The following is a 15658-nucleotide window of genomic DNA, read 5'->3' on the forward strand; positions in this document are numbered from 1 at the left end:
CGCTGCGGCGTTCTGGAAAATGTTGAGCTATAATCGTGCGCTCAATTCGGGATGTGGTTAAAAAAATTGCGCGCGGTGTTGCGCCCCATCTCCCGGCCGTCTGACCTGGAACCGGAAATTATGAACGCCTCAACCCGCCTGCATATCGACGACGTCCGCATCCGAGAAATCAAGGAACTGGTGCCCCCATCCCATGTTCTGCGCGAGTTTCCGGCCACGCCCCAGGCGGCGCAGACGGCGTATGACGCGCGCAGCGGCATCCATCGCATTCTCCATGGTCAGGACGATCGCCTGCTCGTCGTGATCGGCCCGTGCTCGATTCACGATACCGAGGCTGCCAAGGATTACGCCCGCCGCCTCAAGGCCGAGGCTGACCGTTTGAAAGACGATCTGCTGGTCGTGATGCGGGTGTACTTCGAGAAGCCGCGCACCACCGTCGGCTGGAAGGGCCTGATCAACGACCCGATGCTCGACGGCAGCTTCCGCATCAACGATGGCATCCGTATTGCCCGCGAGTTGCTGTGGGAGATCAACGAGATGGGCCTGCCCTGCGCGACCGAGTTCCTCGACATGATCACGCCGCAATACATCGCCGACCTGATCTCTTGGGGCGCGATCGGTGCGCGTACGACCGAGTCGCAGGTGCACCGCGAGCTGGCTTCGGGCCTGTCGTGCCCAGTCGGTTTCAAGAATGGCACCGACGGTAACGTCAAGATCGCGGTGGATGCGATCAAGGCTGCTGCCGCGCCGCACCACTTCCTGTCGGTCACGAAGGCCGGTCATTCGGCCATCGTGTCGACCGGTGGCAATGAGGACTGCCACGTCATCCTGCGCGGCGGCAAGACCACCAACTACGACGCAGCCAGTGTGGACGCGGCGTGCAAGGAGCTGGCCGCATCAAGCGTGGCCGCCAAGGTGATGGTGGACTTCTCGCACGCCAACAGCAGCAAGAAGTACGAGCGCCAGATCGTTGTGGCGCAGGACGTTGCCGGCCAGATGGCTGCCGGTGAAGACCGCATCGTCGGTGTGATGGTCGAGTCGCACATCAAGGATGGTCGTCAGGATCTGGTGCCGGGCAAGCCGCTGGAATACGGCAAGAGCATCACGGACGCCTGCATTGGCTGGGAAGACAGCCTGGGCGTGCTGGAGACGCTGGCCGCCGCAGTGCGTCAGCGCCGCGTTGCGCGCGCTACCGACTGAGCGTGCTCACGGCAACAAAAAGGGCGCACTTCGGTGCGCCCTTTTTGTTTTGGGTCGGTCAGATCAGGTCAGCTCGGCCGGGATCACGGCGCGCAACACAGTTTCTGGCGCCCCGTAGCGCTCGCGCACACGGAACCACCACAGCGCGCCTTTCTTGAACGAAAGTTCGCCACCCGGTTGGCCAAGAAGCTCAGCGGCGACCTGGCCTAGCGTTGGCTGGTGCCCCACGATCAACACTGCGCCACGTGCATCGGGCCAGCCCGCGGCGCGCAGCAGATCTTCGGGCCCGGCCTCGGTGCCGACATCGGCGTCGATCTCATGCTCGCGACCCAGCGGGGCCACTGTCTGCCGGGTGCGCGTTGCGGGGCTGACAATGATCTTGAGCTTGTCGGGGGCATGGGTCTTGAGCCATGCCGCCATGCGTTCGGCCTGGCGCTGACCGCGCGCGGTCAGCTTGCGCTCTGCGTCCGGGTAGCCATCTTCCGCTTCGGCATGGCGCCAAAGCAGCAGGTCCAGCGTGTCGGGCTCGCTCATTTTGCGTTGCCTTTCTTCCAGGGGGCCGGGCTGCCGAGCAGGGCGTCGGCATCGACAAGCGCGTGGGCGCGCAGCTGCGCGATGCGTGGTGCGTGCCAACCCGCGGTGAATGCCCGCGCTGCGGCGAGCCCATGGTCGCTGCCGGCAAGTTCGCCAAGCAGGCGATTGCCCATCGCCGCGTCGTTGATTGCGCCCAGGCTCTCTTGCAGTTCCGCCAGCGCGCGCGCGTATTCCGGCACTTTTTGCGGCCACAGCGAGGCAAAGAAATCGAGGCCATAGCGCAAGCGTTTGAGCACGATGCGCAGTCGGTGGAGCTGTGCCACATCGCCGGCAACCGCTTCAGCGAGGCTGGTGCGCGCGTCACGCCGCACCCGCTTCATGGCGCGACGTGCAACGCTGCCGACCAACTCGTCGGCGTCCGGTTTCAGTGCATGCAAGACCGCAGCGAATTCAAGTTGCGCACGGCCGCGTTCGGCGGAGGCTTCAATCTGCCGCAGGCTTGCGCGTTCGGTATCCCGATGGGCCTCGAGCGCGGCGACGAGGCGTTGCATGTCGCCGCCGACGGGGCCTTGTGTCGTGATCGGCGCGAGCAGGGTGTCCAGCACCACGTCGGCGTCGCGCGCCGCGCCAAGGCCGTTGGCGAGCGCGGCGAAGCGGGGCCGCCACTCCTGCGTCAGAGTTTTCGGCAGCGCGCGGCGGAACAACCCGAGCAAGGTGCGCAAGCGGCGTAGCGCCACTCGGGCCTGATGCACGTACTCGGGGTCGTCGAGGCGCAGTGCTAGGGCCTCATTCGTCTGCCACATCGCGAGCAACTCGTAGGCAAGTTGCCGGAACGCCTCGCGTGCCTCGGTCTTGGCGGTAAGCGCTACCGGCCGGGCGCGTCGTGGGGCGGGCCTGAGGTTCTGGTACAGCTCATAACCGCGCTGCGCCTTGCTCGCGTCTTCGGGGCGCAAAGGCAAGTCGGCCGCGAGCCGGCAGGCGAGTGCATAGAGGTCTTTGCCGTCACCGCTGACCAGTTCGAGTTCGAGTTCGCAGATCGGGCTGCTGCGGCCGCCAGCCTCAATCGTGCCCTCGTCGATCATCGCGAGGATCACGATACCGGGCGCGGGGGTCAGTCGCCGTGTCTGGCGGTGAAAGGTCGTTGTGAACACCGGCGCGAGTCGGCTATGGACGCTTTCGAGTTCGGTCCGCACATCCTGGATGTCGACAACGCTGAAGTCAAAGCGCTCGTCGCGGTAGGGGTGTTCCCACTCGGGTCGGCTGGCGAGGCCGCCCAGTGACGCGGCGGCGCATTTCACCGTCTGCAGCCAGCGTTCGCCATCCTTGCGCAAGCGAACCGCAATCTTGCGCGATCGCAGTTCAAGCCCGGGCGTGTCGAAGTAGGTGTTGAGCAGCACGCCGTCGGCGCCTTCAACCGGGGCGTCGGCAATCAGCGGGTGCGCGCGCAATGCGGGCAGCGCCTGCGCTGGTAGCGCGAGTTTGAGTTCGACTTCCTTGCTCATGGTCTCTGGTCGTTCCGCTTGCGGGGGCGTGCTTCAGTCGGCTTGCCAGTGACCGGACTTGCCGCCGAGTTTTTCGACGAGCCGGATCGCCTCGATCTGCATGCCGCGATCGACCGCTTTGCACATGTCGTAGATCGTCAGCAGGGCAACCGAGGCGGCGGTCAGGGCTTCCATCTCGACGCCGGTGCGGCCAACGGTCTCCGCGGTGACTTCGACTTCGACCGCCGATGCGGCAACATCGGGCTTCAGGTCGACCGCAACACGCGTCAGCGGGATCGGATGGCACAGCGGGATCAATTCGGCCGTGCGCTTCGATGCCTGAATACCCGCGATGCGTGCGATGCCGAGCACGTCGCCTTTCTTCGCATCGCCGCGCAGGATCAGCGCGAGTGTTTCCGGTTGCATCGTGATCCGGCCGCGCACCCGCGCTACGCGGGTGGTTTCGCCCTTCGCGCCGATATCGACCATATGCGCTTCACCGCGCGCGTTGAAGTGGGTGAGCGGAGAGTCGGGGCTGTCGGGCATGGTGGGCGGGCGAGTGACGATGTCGGGCGACCGGAAGAGGAAGATTTGTTACCTTCTGTACCCCGGCACAAGGGCTGCGAAGGCCGCCCGGTATCATACCCTCATGAAAAAGCGACTGCTGGCGGGCCTGCTCGCCTTCCTGTTCTCCGTGCGCGTGCTGGCCGACGGCTTGCCCGATCTGGGTGATTCCGCGCAGGCCGACATCTCGCCGCAGATGGAACGCCAGATTGGCGCGGCGATCGTGCGCGAGATCCGCTTCGGTGACGCGCGCTATGTGGACGATCCCGAGCTGGAGGACTACCTCGAGCGCATCGGTTCGCGGCTAGTCGCCGTGAGCGCCACGCCGAGCCAGCAGTACCGCTACTTCGTGCTGCACGACAAGTCGATCAACGCCGCGGCAACCCTTGGCGGCGTGCTGTACTTCCATACCGGGCTGTTCGTCGCGGCGCAGTCCGAATCCGAGCTGGCCTCGGTGATGGCGCACGAAATCTCGCACGTGCAGCAGCGCCACATGGCGCGGATGGTCGCGCAGCAGCAGAACATGGGTTACATGATGCTCGCCTCGCTGGTACTGGCGATCCTTGCCTCCCGCTCGAGCGGCGATGCCGCAGGTGCAGCGCTTTCGGCGGGGCAGGCGGCGATGGCGAGCGCGCAGCTGGCGTATTCGCGCGACTACGAACGCGAAGCGGATCGCATCGGCCTACAGGTGCTCGACGCCGCGGGCTTCGACACGCGCGGCATGGTGAGTTTTTTCGAGCGTCTCGATCGCGCGACGCGGCTCTTCGATAGCGGCTCGTTTGCTTACCTGCGCTCCCACCCGCTGACCAGCGAGCGGATCGGTGATGTGGCCAACCGGGTGCAGCAACTGCCATATCGGCAAGTGGTCGATTCGATCGACTTCTCCTTGGTCAAGGCGAAGATCGAGAGCCTTGAGCAGGTGCCGGAAGACATCCTGACGCGCTTTGCCGGCGAGCCACCACAACGCGTAAATGCCGCTGCCGTGCATTGGTATGCACGCGGTCGCGCCCACCTTCGGCTCAACCAGGTTGCCGATGCGCAGAAGGATGTCGCTGCCTTGCGCAAGCTCGACCTGAGCAGCGCCATGGTCGATCTGCTTGATGCCGATGTGCACCGTGCCGCTGGCGCCAACATGGACGCGGTGCGCATCCTGCGAGCGGCGCGACAGCGCTTCCCGCAGAGCAGCGCGCTGGTCTACGGCGAGATCGATGCCCTGATGGCGGCCGGCAAACCCCGCGAGGCAGCGGCGCTGGCGAATGACCAGATCCGCTTCGACAACGCCGACGAGCGGCTCTACAGCCGCCTCGCCAAGGCGAGTGCGGCGCAAGGCAAGCGCCTGTCGCAACATCGTGCCCAGGCGGAGGTCTACGTCCTGCGTGGGTCGCTCTACTCCGCGATCGAACAACTCACGCTCGGCCTTCGCGCGCGCGACGGCGATTACTACGAGAAGGCCGCCGCCGAAGCGCGCTTGGCGGAGCTGCAGGACCGGCGTCGTGAGCTGGAGAAGCAACAGCAACGATGACGTGCGCGGGGCGGCGCGTGCTGCGCGCTAAAATGAAACTTCAGCCTTTACCTGTCTCGGGAGTCTTGGATGGACGTTAATCGCGATCTGGATGTGCGCGGGCTCAATTGCCCCTTGCCGATCCTGCGGGCGAAGAAGGCGCTTGCCGAAATGCACACCGGGGAGACGCTGCGCGTGGTCGCCACGGACCCTGGCTCGGTGCGTGATTTCCAGGCCTTCTGCCGACAGACCGGCCACGAGCTTGCATCGCACGCCGAAACGGCAGCGAAAGAGTTCGAGTTCGTGATCCGCTGCAAGTGAGCTGAACTTCGTGCCGAACCCGTTTGGGAACGGCCGGTCATAGCCAGACAGGCGGCCGCGATGCGGCCGTCGTTCATTCGTGGCACTTGGTGCCGAACCATCTGGGAGTATGCATGCACGTCCGTAGCGGCTTTTCGCGGGCCCTTGTACTCGGGCTTTGGCTGGTATTCACACCTGTAGTCGGTTGGGCCGATGCGGCACCGGCTGCCGTCAGCGTTCCGCAAGGGATTCAGCGCGTGACCAGCGTGGAGGGCATCACCGAATACCGTTTGCCGAACGGCCTGCGGGTCTTGCTCGCGCCGGACGAGACCAAGCCCAGCACCACGGTGAATATCACCTATCTGGTGGGCTCCCGGCATGAACACTACGGTGAGACCGGCATGGCGCACCTGCTTGAGCACCTGATGTTCAAGGGGTCGAAGAATTTCCCCGGCAACACCATCGACTCGGAGTTCAAGCGCCGTGGCATGCAGATGAACGGCACGACGTGGTTCGATCGCACGAACTACTACGAGACGTTCACGGCCTCGGACGACAACCTAGACTGGGCTTTGCGCATGGAGGCGGACCGCATGGTCAATTCCTTCATTGCGAAGGCCGATCTCGATTCAGAGATGACCGTCGTGCGCAACGAAATGGAGTCTGGCGAGAACAATCCGGGCCAGATCCTGTGGGAAAAGATGGCGGCCGCAGCCTACCAGTGGCACAACTACGGCAAATCGACGATTGGCGCACGTGCTGACGTCGAAGGCGTGCGTATCGAGAATCTGCAGGCGTTCTACCGCCGTTACTATCAGCCGGACAACGCGGTGCTGACCGTGACCGGCAAGTTCGATGCCGCTGCCACGTTGCAGAAGATTGCCAACTACTTCATGCCGATTGCGCGGCCTGCGCGGGAGCTGACGCCGACCTGGACACGCGAACCGGTGCAGGACGGCGAGCGCGAAGTCGCGCTGGCGCGGGTGGGTGACATACAGCTCGTCGGCACCCTCTACCATGTGCCGGCGGGCTCACATCCGGATACCGCGGCGCTCTCATTACTCTCATACATACTCGGTGATGCGCCGAGCGGCCGCTTGCACAAGGCCCTGGTGGAGCGAGGCAAGGCGGCGAGCGTCAGCGCCTGGAACTTCGAGTTGGCCGAGCCGGGCTACATGACCTTCTTCGTGCAACTCACGAAGCAGCAGTCGCGCGGCGAAGCCCGCAAGATCCTCGTCGACGTGGTCGAGAACCTCGCGCGCAAGCCGATCACCCAGGCCGAACTCGATCGCGCCCGCGTTGCCCTGCTCAATGGCTTTGAGAAGACGCTCAATGATCCGGCGCATTTCGGCGTGGGCCTGTCCGAAGCCATTGCGCTTGGTGACTGGCGACTGTTCTTCCTCGGGCGCGACCGTATTGAACAGGCAACGCTGGCCGATGTGCAGCGGGTTGCCAACGCCTACTTCAAGGCGTCAAACCGGACTTTTGGCCAGTTCATCCCGACCGACAAGCCGGTGCGGGTCGACGTGCCCGAGGCACCGGCGCTCGCCGGCGTGTTGGAGGGTTACCAAGGCAAGGAGGCCCAAGCAGCAGGTGAGGCCTTCGATCCGTCGCCGGAAAACATCGAAGCGCGGGTTCATCGCAGCGCGTTGCCGAATGGCGCAAAGATCGCCCTGCTGCCCAAGCGCACCCGCGGCAACACGGTGCATGGCCAGATCGTGCTGCGTATGGGCAATGAACGTTCCTTGGTGGGGCAGGAAACCGTTGCCGACTTCACTGCGGCGATGCTGACGCGGGGTGCTGGCGGTCAGAGCCGTCAGCAGATTGCGGACGCGCTCGACGCGATGAAGGCGCAGTTGTCCATTTCTGCGCAGGACGGCAACGCCGTGTTGATCAGTTTCGAGACGCGCCGCGACAAGCTGGCTGCCTTCCTCGAGCTGCTCGAGCGGGTGCTGCGCAAGCCGGAGTTCCCGGCTGCCGAGCTTGAGCAACTCCGCACCGAGTCCCTCGCAGGGCTTGAGAGTGGTCGCCGGGAACCGCAGTCGGTCGCGATGCGTGCGATCGGCCGCTACGACAACCCATGGCCCAAGGGCGATGTGCGCTACGTTGGCACGGTGGACGAAGAAATCGCTGACATCAAGGCGGTAACACCCAAGGCACTGTCGGCCTTCCATCGGCGTTTCTACGGCGCCAGCAACGCGCAGGCAGCGCTGGTGGGGGACTTTGACGAGGCTGCAACCAAGGCACAGCTCACCCGCCTGTTGGGCTCGTGGAAGTCCGGCGAACCCTACGCGCGCGTGCCGCAGCCGTTCCGCCAGAAGAAGCCGACCGAGATCTCGCTCGAAACGCCGGACAAGGCGAACGCCTTCTTCATCGGCGGATTGACGATGCCGCTGCGCGACGACTCTGCCGACTACCCGGCCGTGGTGCTTGCCAACCAGATCCTGGGCGGTGGGGCGGGTCTCAAGAGCCGGCTGGCAGATCGTTTGCGGCAGAAGGAAGGCCTGAGCTACGGTGCGGGATCGGCGCTGCGCGCCAACGCCCGCGAGGAGAACACCGGGCTGGTGCTTTACGCGATTTACGCGCCGCAGGGCCTGCAGCGTTTGCGCACGGCCTTGGACGAGGAGCTTCAGCGCTTCGTACGCGACGGTGTCAGCGAAGAAGAGCTGAACGAGGCGCGCACAGGGTTGCTGCAGCAGATCTCGCTCGGCCGTACTCAAGACGGTGGCTTGGCCGGCTTGCTCGCCGGGCAGCTCGATCTGGGGCGTTCGATGAGCTTCGAGCGGCAGCGCGAAGACCGCCTCAACGCGGTTACGCTCGAGCAGGTGAATGCTGCGATTCGCAAGTATTTCGACCCGGCCAAGCTGGTTCAGGTATTCGCTGGCGACTTCAAGTCGACCGCGAAGTAGTGAAGGGCGCCGCGCCGGTGATCCCGCGCGCGGCGACTATAGTGACGGCAGCAGAAGTGTTGTTCGTGTGACGACGTGAATGACAAGGAGAGCCAAATGCGCATCACCCACGCAAGCGTTTCATCCCTGATCGCAGCCACGGCTGCAGCCTGTTTGATGATGTCTGGTGCTGCGCTCGCGGCGGCCGAGAAGGACGAAAAGAAGGCGGACCCCTGTGCCGCACTGCCTGACGTTGTGAAGCTGGACGGCGGCAAGCATTCGCTCACCCGCAAGGGGGACCGCTGGCTGTTGAAGGCGCCTACGCCGTATGCGGATCAACTCGTGTATCAGGATGAAGGGCCAGACCGCCGCATCTACCGCTTCAAGCGTTGGACGAGCAACCAGTATTCCTGCTGGGATACCGGACAGAGGGGCAAGTAACACCTTCGCCGCTTGGTGCGGCGCCGTCGCATTGCATTCGCGGGGGCGCCGCCACGGCGTTCCGTACGTGCAAAAAAAGAGCGCCGCTGCGTCCCCCCACGCGATGCGGCGCTAGCCCCCGGGTCATAGACCCGGGAAGTGGCTTCTTGGACCTTCTACACAGTTGGCTTCTGTGACCGGGTGGCTCCCAGGGGTTCAGTGGTCCTTCTTATCAAAGAACTGCTCATCCTCGGTCGAGCCCTTCAGTGCCGCGGTTGAGGCATCGCGTTCGATCGTTGTCGTAACAGCGTCGAAGTAGCCGGTGCCGACCTCGCGCTGATGCTTGACCGCGGTGAAGCCGCGCTCGGCTGCGGCGAACTCGTTTTCCTGCAGTTCGACGAAGGCCTTCATTTGCTCGCGGGCATAGCCGTAGGCGAGGTTGAACATCGAGTAGTTCAGGCTGTGGAAGCCGGCCAGCGTGATGAACTGGAACTTGTAGCCCATTGCACCGAGTTCCTTCTGGAACTTCGCAATCGTCGCGTCGTCGAGGTTCTTCTTCCAGTTGAACGACGGCGAGCAGTTGTAGGCCAGCATCTTGCCCGGGAACTTCGCGTGGATCGCCTCGGCGAAGGCCTTGGCGTAGGCCAGATCCGGCTTGCCGGTTTCACACCAGATCAGGTCAGCGTACGGCGCGTAGGCGAGGCCGCGCGAGATCGCCTGCTCCAGGCCCGGCTTGGTACGGTAGAAACCTTCGATGGTGCGCTCGCCGGTGCAGAAGGGCTTGTCGGTGTCATCGACATCGCTGGTGATCAGGTCGGCGGCTTCGGCATCAGTACGCGCGACCAGCACCGTCGGCACACCCATCACGTCGGCGGCGAGGCGGGCTGCGACGAGCTTTGCGACCGCTTCACGCGTCGGCACCAGCACCTTGCCACCCATGTGGCCGCACTTCTTCACCGACGCGAGCTGGTCTTCGAAGTGCACACCGGCCGCGCCGGCTTCGATCATCGACTTCATCAGCTCGAAGGCGTTCAGCACGCCGCCGAAACCGGCTTCCGCATCCGCAACGATCGGTGCGAAGAAATCGACATAGCCTTCGTCGCCGACGTTCTTGCCTTCCGACCACTGGATCTGGTCAGCACGGGTGAAGGTGTTGTTGATGCGCTTGACCACCATCGGCACCGAGTTGGCCGGGTAGAGCGACTGGTCGGGATACATCTCGCCAGCGAGGTTGGCGTCGCCGGCGACTTGCCAGCCAGACAGGTAGATCGCCTTCAGGCCGGCCTTCACTTGCTGCATCGCCTGGTTGCCGGTGAGGGCGCCCAGCGCGTTCACGAAGGGTTCGTTGTTGATCAGGGTCCACAGCTTTTCAGCGCCGCGGCGGGCGAGAGTGTGCTCCACCTGAACCGAACCGCGCAGGCGCACGACATCCTCCGCGGTGTAGCCACGCTTGATGCCTTTCCAGCGCGGATTCTCGGCCCATTCCTTCTTCAGAAGCTCAACTTGCATGTCGCGGTTCATGGTGTTCCCCCTACAGAACTTGCGTCGTCCAATTTCAGCTCACGCCTCGAACGAGGGTTTGCTGTTCCCGTTGATGAGCAGTATAGGCAGCTTGATGGTCAGTAGCAATATGTCTTATATAAGATATAAGAAAAAATGTTGACCAATAAAAACAAAGAGTTGTGCTTTGCGTTTCGTGATGTGGGATGGGCTGGCGTGAAATGAAACGGACGTTTGAATTATTCGACGCCCAGCTTTGCACAGCAGACGCGGCGCTCGGGCACAAAAAAGGGCGCGAATCGCGCCCTTGTCTCGAAGTCGGTGTCCTCCGCTCAGTCGAGCGCGGACTCGCTGACTAGGATGCCGTCTTCATCGGCGTAGACCCACTCACCCGGTTGGATGCGGACCCCGCCGAAGCTGATGGTCACATCGATCTCGCCCACGTTCCGTTTCACGCTTTTCTGCGGGTGCGTGGCCAGTGCCATCACGCCGAGGTCGAGCGTCGCGATGGCGAGCGAGTCACGGATGCAGCCATGTACGACCACGCCAGCCCAGGTGTTGCGGACGGCCATTTCGGCGAGCTGATCGCCGAGTAAGGCGCATCGGAGTGAGCCCGCACCTTCGATCACCAACACCCGACCGTAGCCCGGCTGCTCGAGCATCTTGCGCACGAAGCTGTTGTCTTCGAAAACCTTCAGGGTCGTGGCGGGTCCGGCGAAGCGTTTGCGCCCGCCATAGTGCCGAAGGATCGGAGCGAGTATGCGAAGGCGTCCCGCCGTGATCGCTTCTTCGTTTGCGTCGCACAAATCCGTGGTCTGGAAACTCATCTGAACCTCCCCGGGTGGCTGCATGAAATCCTGTTCAGCATAACGCCCGGCGCCCGGAAAAGAAAAAGGCCGCCTTCCGGCGGCCTTTGGATGCCTTGCACGCATCGCATCAGACGTGCGCTGATTCCTTTTCCTCTTCAAAGGCGAGGGCGACCTTGCCGTCGCTGCCAACGTCGATCGTCACATGGCCGCCATCGACCAGGCGGCCGAACAGCAGCTCGTCGGCCAGCGCGGCGCGGATCGTGTCCTGGATCAGGCGTGCCATCGGGCGCGCACCCATCAGCGGATCGAATCCCTTGCTCGCCAGCCACTCACGCAGCGCGTCGGTGAAGCTTGCCTCGACCTTCTTCTCGGCCAGCTGACCTTCCAGTTGCATGAGGAACTTGTCGACGACCTGAAGGATGATTTCGCGATCGAGCGGTTTGAAGGAGATGATCGCGTCGAGCCGGTTGCGGAACTCCGGCGTGAACAGGCGCTTGATCTCGACCATCTCGTCGCCCAGTTCGCGCGTTTGCGTGAAGCCCATCGTGGCTCTCTGGATCGTCTCCTGCCCCGCGTTGGTGGTCATGATGATGATCACGTTGCGGAAGTCAGCCTGGCGGCCGTTGTTGTCCGTCAGCGTCCCGTGGTCAAGCACCTGAAGCAGGATGTTGTAGATGTCCGGGTGCGCCTTTTCGATCTCGTCGAGCAGCAGCACGCAATGCGGCTTCTTGTTGATCGCCTCGGTCAGCAGACCACCCTGATCAAAGCCAACGTATCCCGGCGGCGCCCCAATCAGGCGGCTCACCGCATGCCGTTCCATGTACTCCGACATGTCGAAGCGCACCAGCTCGATTCCCAGCGTATAGGCCAGCTGGCGAGCGACTTCCGTCTTGCCGACGCCGGTTGGCCCGCTGAACAGGAAACCCCCGATCGGTTTTTGCGGATTGCCGAGCCCAGACCGCGACATCTTGATCGCCTTGGCCAGCGCATCGATTGCAGCGCTCTGGCCGAACACCACGTTCTTCAGATCGCGATCCAGGTTCCGCAGCGCGGTCTTGTCGTCGGACGACACGCTGCGCGGCGGGATGCGGGCGATCTTGGCGACGATCTCCTCAATCTCCCCCTTGCCGATGGTCTTCTTCTGGCGTGACTTCGGCAGGATCCGCTGTGCGGCACCGGCTTCGTCGATGACGTCGATCGCCTTGTCCGGCAGGTGGCGGTCATTGATGTACCGCGCCGACAACTCGGCCGCACAGGTCAGCGCGGCGTGCGAATACTTCACGCCGTGGTGCTGCTCGAAGCGCGACTTGAGGCCCTTGAGGATCTCGATCGTTTCCGGCACCGACGGCTCATGCACATCCACTTTCTGGAAGCGGCGTGACAGTGCGTGGTCTTTCTCGAAGATCTGGCGGAACTCGTTGTAGGTGGTTGCGCCGATGCACTTGAGCTGGCCGCTGGAAAGCGCCGGCTTGAGCAGATTGGAGGCGTCCAGCGTGCCGCCCGACGCCGCACCTGCACCGATCAGCGTATGGATCTCGTCGATGAACAGGATCGCGTTGTCGGTCTCGACCAGCGCCTTCAGCACCGCCTTCAGCCGCTGCTCGAAGTCCCCGCGGTACTTGGTGCCGGCCAGCAAGGAGCCCATGTCCAGCGCGAACACCTGGGCATTTTCAAGGATCTCGGGCACGCGCCCTTCGATGATGCGGCGCGCAAGGCCTTCAGCGATCGCGGTCTTGCCGACGCCAGCTTCGCCGACCAGCAGCGGGTTGTTCTTGCGGCGACGGCACAGCGTCTGGATCACGCGCTCGATTTCCTTGTCGCGACCGATCAGCGGGTCAATCTTGCCCACCAGTGCGGCCTGGTTCAGGTTCTGCGTGAAGTTTTCCAGCGCCCCGTTGGTGCTGGCGGTTTCCTGCTCGCCTTCACCCTGTTCGGACTCGGATTTGTCCGACTGCGGTTTTTGCGAGGGCTGCGGCGTCTTCGTGATGCCGTGGGAAATGAAATTCACCACATCCAGCCGGGTAATGCCCTGGCGGTTGAGGAAGTAGACCGCGTGCGATTCCTTTTCGCCGAAGATCGCGACCAGCACGTTGGCGCCGGTTACTTCCTTCTTGCCCGAGGACTGCACATGCAGGATCGCGCGCTGGATCACGCGCTGGAATCCGAGCGTCGGCTGTGTGTCGATGTCTTCTTCGCCACCCACGGTGGGGGTGTGTTCTACGATGAACTGCGTGAGCTCACGGCGCAGTTCGTCGGTATTCGCGGCACAGGCGCGCAGCACCTCCGCCGCTGAAGGGTTGTCCAGCAGCGCCAGCAGCAGATGCTCGACGGTGATGAACTCGTGACGCTTCTGGCGTGCTTCCACAAACGCCATGTGCAGGCTGACTTCTAGTTCCTGGGCGATCATCTCAGTTCTCCTCCATCACGCAGGCCAGCGGATGCTGGTGCTGCCGCGCGAACGCACTCACCTGTTCAACCTTGGTCGCGGCGATGTCCTTGGGAAAGACTCCGCAGACGCCACGACCCTCCCTGTGCACTTGGAGCATGACTCGTGTTGCTTGTTCGCGATCTAGCGAAAAAAACTTCTGCAGGACAATCACCACGAAATCCATCGGGGTGAAATCATCATTGAGAAGGAGCACCTTGAAGAGCCGGGGCGGCCGGGTTTTCGTGTGCTCAACGTCAAGAACGAATTCGGACTGCTTTTTTGTTGCCATGCGGCTCATTCTAAACACTCCGACTGATACTTCAACAACACGGAATGTCGGGGCTTTCGGCTGTTTTTCCACACTATCGGTGTAGTGCTGGTCAGGCTGCCGGCAGCGCGATAAATTAATGATCTGTTACCAGTCAGCACTTGATTTTCCGGGCTAACTATTTGTCATGGTTGGGCCGGCATGCACAAAGTGCTTGACGGCGACTTCCTGCAAGGCGTAAAAGCCGCGGGAACACGCGCTTTCGAGGCTTGGGCGCGCCGCGAATCCCGGCTGTCAATGGATTGCGGCGACGACCCGCCGTAGAGCGGCTTCGCAGGCCGCGTGTCGGACCGCCCGGAAACGGGAGCATCGACAGCAACACACCGAAGGACTAGAGGAAGCAATATGGCAACTGGCACCGTCAAGTGGTTCAACGACGCCAAGGGTTTCGGATTCATCACGCCGGACGACGGCAGCGAAGACCTGTTCGCGCATTTTTCCGCCATCAACATGAACGGCTTCAAGTCGCTCAAGGAAGGCGAGAAAGTTTCGTTTGATTCCGTGCAAGGCCCAAAAGGCAAGCAGGCATCGAACATCCAGCGCGCCTGACCCGCGTCCGCCGCATCTCGGCGTGACAGCGAAGCCCGCCCGCCCCGGCGGGCTTCGTTCTTTTCGGAAGCACCATGTCTCGCGTCATCCTCCTCAACAAGCCGTTCGGCGTCATGAGCCAATTCACAGGCGAGCCGCACCAGCGCACGCTGGCAGAGTGCGGATTGCCGGCCGGCGTCTATGCGGCCGGCCGCCTCGATGCCGACAGTGAGGGTCTGTTGCTGTTGACGGACGATGGTGCCCTACAGCACCAGTTGGCCGACCCGCGATACAAGCAAGCCAAGACCTATCTCGTGCAGGTCGAACGAGAACCCGACGACGCTGCGTTGGCTGGTTTGCGCGGCCGCCTGGATCTCGGCGATTTCGTGACCATGCCGTGTGAGGCCCGCCGAATCGACGAACCAGACTGGCTCTGGCCACGCGATCCGCCGGTGCGTTTTCGGAAATCCGTGCCTACGGCGTGGATCGAGATCCGTTTGCGTGAAGGCAAGAACCGCCAGGTGAGGCGGATGACCGCGAAGGTTGGCTTCCCGACGCTGCGCCTGGTTCGCGTGGCGATCGGGCCCTGGCAGCTGGGCGCCTTGCAGCCCGGCGAATGGCGCGAGGCGATCGCGGAGCCGCCCGCACCGGCGCGGCGAATTGTCGCGCGACGGCGCTGATGGGTGCTGACTGCTAAGATCGCGCCCGATCGTGTCCACCCCTGATCGAACGAAAGGCCCAATGTGCTGAAGAACCTGTTGATCGCCGCCTGCTATGCGGTGCTACCCGTTGCAGCGTTGGCGGATGTGTTGCCGCACGCTGAACTGAACATCGGCATGCACCGTATCGACGCCGAGGTGGCCGCGACAGACGAATCGCGGATGGTGGGACTGATGCACCGCAAGAGCATGCCGGAAGCGCGCGGCATGCTTTTCATCTTCGATGGTGTTGGAAGCCACTGCATGTGGATGAAGGACACCTGGCTACCGCTATCGGTAGCCTTCATCGATGAAGGTGGGCGCATCACCAACGTTGAAGACATGGCGCCAGAGACCGAGGACAGCCACTGTGCCGCAAGCCCGGCCCGTTACGCGCTTGAGATGAACCGCGGTTGGTTCAAGACCCGCGGTATCAAGCCCGGCGCACGCATCAGCGGTTTGCCGCGCCCGCGCTGAGC

Annotated in this window: 15 protein-coding genes; 8 read left to right on the forward strand and 7 right to left on the reverse strand. The window is 63.2% G+C overall.

Annotation, left to right across the window (positions count from 1 at the left end):
• Positions 1-120 precede the first annotated feature (120 nt).
• Positions 121-1200 (forward strand): 3-deoxy-7-phosphoheptulonate synthase AroG, encoded by a 1080-nt coding sequence (gene aroG / locus HH302_RS02425; RefSeq protein ID WP_172197692.1) that lies wholly within the window; start codon positions 121-123, stop codon positions 1198-1200.
• A 63-nt stretch (positions 1201-1263) separates the two neighbouring features.
• Here aroG and HH302_RS02430 read toward each other — a convergent pair whose 3' ends face one another.
• The 3 genes from HH302_RS02430 to moaC are packed head-to-tail and all read right to left on the reverse strand — an operon-like array spanning position 1264 to position 3761.
• Entirely contained in the window at positions 1264-1716 is a 453-nt protein-coding gene (locus HH302_RS02430; protein ID WP_172200636.1) for a histidine phosphatase family protein, read from the reverse strand.
• Between the two features lie 14 nt (positions 1717-1730).
• Positions 1731-3236: a CYTH and CHAD domain-containing protein gene (locus HH302_RS02435; protein ID WP_172197695.1), complete on the reverse strand. Its 1506-nt coding sequence runs from the start codon at positions 3234-3236 to the stop codon at positions 1731-1733.
• 33 nt (positions 3237-3269) lie between these two features.
• On the reverse strand, positions 3270-3761 hold the full coding sequence (moaC, locus tag HH302_RS02440; protein ID WP_172197698.1) for a cyclic pyranopterin monophosphate synthase MoaC: 492 nt from the start codon (positions 3759-3761) through the stop codon (positions 3270-3272).
• A gap of 103 nt (positions 3762-3864) precedes the next feature.
• Between moaC and HH302_RS02445 the strand changes: the two genes are divergently transcribed.
• The 4 genes from HH302_RS02445 to HH302_RS02460 all read left to right on the forward strand — a co-directional run bounded on the left by HH302_RS02445 (position 3865) and on the right by HH302_RS02460 (position 8909).
• Complete coding sequence (locus tag HH302_RS02445; RefSeq protein ID WP_172197701.1) at positions 3865-5301, forward strand: M48 family metalloprotease; 1437 nt, start codon at positions 3865-3867, stop codon at positions 5299-5301.
• 69 nt (positions 5302-5370) lie between these two features.
• Entirely contained in the window at positions 5371-5601 is a 231-nt protein-coding gene (locus HH302_RS02450; protein ID WP_172197704.1) for a sulfurtransferase TusA family protein, read from the forward strand.
• Between the two features lie 113 nt (positions 5602-5714).
• Entirely contained in the window at positions 5715-8489 is a 2775-nt protein-coding gene (locus HH302_RS02455; RefSeq protein ID WP_172197707.1) for a pitrilysin family protein, read from the forward strand.
• A 96-nt stretch (positions 8490-8585) separates the two neighbouring features.
• Positions 8586-8909, forward strand: a complete 324-nt coding sequence (locus HH302_RS02460) for a hypothetical protein (protein WP_172197710.1) — start codon at positions 8586-8588, stop codon at positions 8907-8909.
• Between the two features lie 195 nt (positions 8910-9104).
• On the opposite strand, the gene aceA is transcribed toward HH302_RS02460, so the two are convergent.
• The 4 genes from aceA to clpS all read right to left on the reverse strand — a co-directional run bounded on the left by aceA (position 9105) and on the right by clpS (position 13914).
• Positions 9105-10409: an isocitrate lyase gene (gene aceA / locus HH302_RS02465; RefSeq protein WP_172197713.1), complete on the reverse strand. Its 1305-nt coding sequence runs from the start codon at positions 10407-10409 to the stop codon at positions 9105-9107.
• 311 nt (positions 10410-10720) lie between these two features.
• Positions 10721-11215, reverse strand: a complete 495-nt coding sequence (gene rraA / locus HH302_RS02470) for a ribonuclease E activity regulator RraA (RefSeq protein WP_172197716.1) — start codon at positions 11213-11215, stop codon at positions 10721-10723.
• 109 nt (positions 11216-11324) lie between these two features.
• Complete coding sequence (gene clpA, locus HH302_RS02475; protein ID WP_172197719.1) at positions 11325-13604, reverse strand: ATP-dependent Clp protease ATP-binding subunit ClpA; 2280 nt, start codon at positions 13602-13604, stop codon at positions 11325-11327.
• Position 13605: 1 nt separating this feature from the next.
• A complete protein-coding gene (gene clpS, locus HH302_RS02480) occupies positions 13606-13914 on the reverse strand; it encodes an ATP-dependent Clp protease adapter ClpS (RefSeq protein ID WP_172200639.1) in 309 nt (102 codons plus the stop codon).
• A 384-nt stretch (positions 13915-14298) separates the two neighbouring features.
• Here clpS and HH302_RS02485 point away from each other — a divergent pair, with 384 nt between their 5' ends.
• The 3 genes from HH302_RS02485 (at position 14299) to HH302_RS02495 (ending at position 15656) form a co-directional block, all read left to right on the forward strand.
• Positions 14299-14502 carry a cold-shock protein gene (locus HH302_RS02485; protein WP_172197722.1) on the forward strand — a complete coding sequence of 68 codons (204 nt, stop codon included), beginning with the start codon at positions 14299-14301 and terminating at the stop codon, positions 14500-14502.
• A 74-nt stretch (positions 14503-14576) separates the two neighbouring features.
• Positions 14577-15161, forward strand: coding sequence for a pseudouridine synthase (locus HH302_RS02490; protein WP_172197725.1), 585 nt, complete (start codon positions 14577-14579; stop codon positions 15159-15161).
• A gap of 63 nt (positions 15162-15224) precedes the next feature.
• Positions 15225-15656 (forward strand): DUF192 domain-containing protein, encoded by a 432-nt coding sequence (locus tag HH302_RS02495; protein ID WP_371814548.1) that lies wholly within the window; start codon positions 15225-15227, stop codon positions 15654-15656.
• Positions 15657-15658: the final 2 nt, after the last annotated feature.

The organism is Niveibacterium sp. COAC-50 (assembly GCF_013184235.1).
Taxonomy (GTDB): Bacteria; Pseudomonadota; Gammaproteobacteria; order Burkholderiales; family Rhodocyclaceae; genus Niveibacterium; species Niveibacterium microcysteis.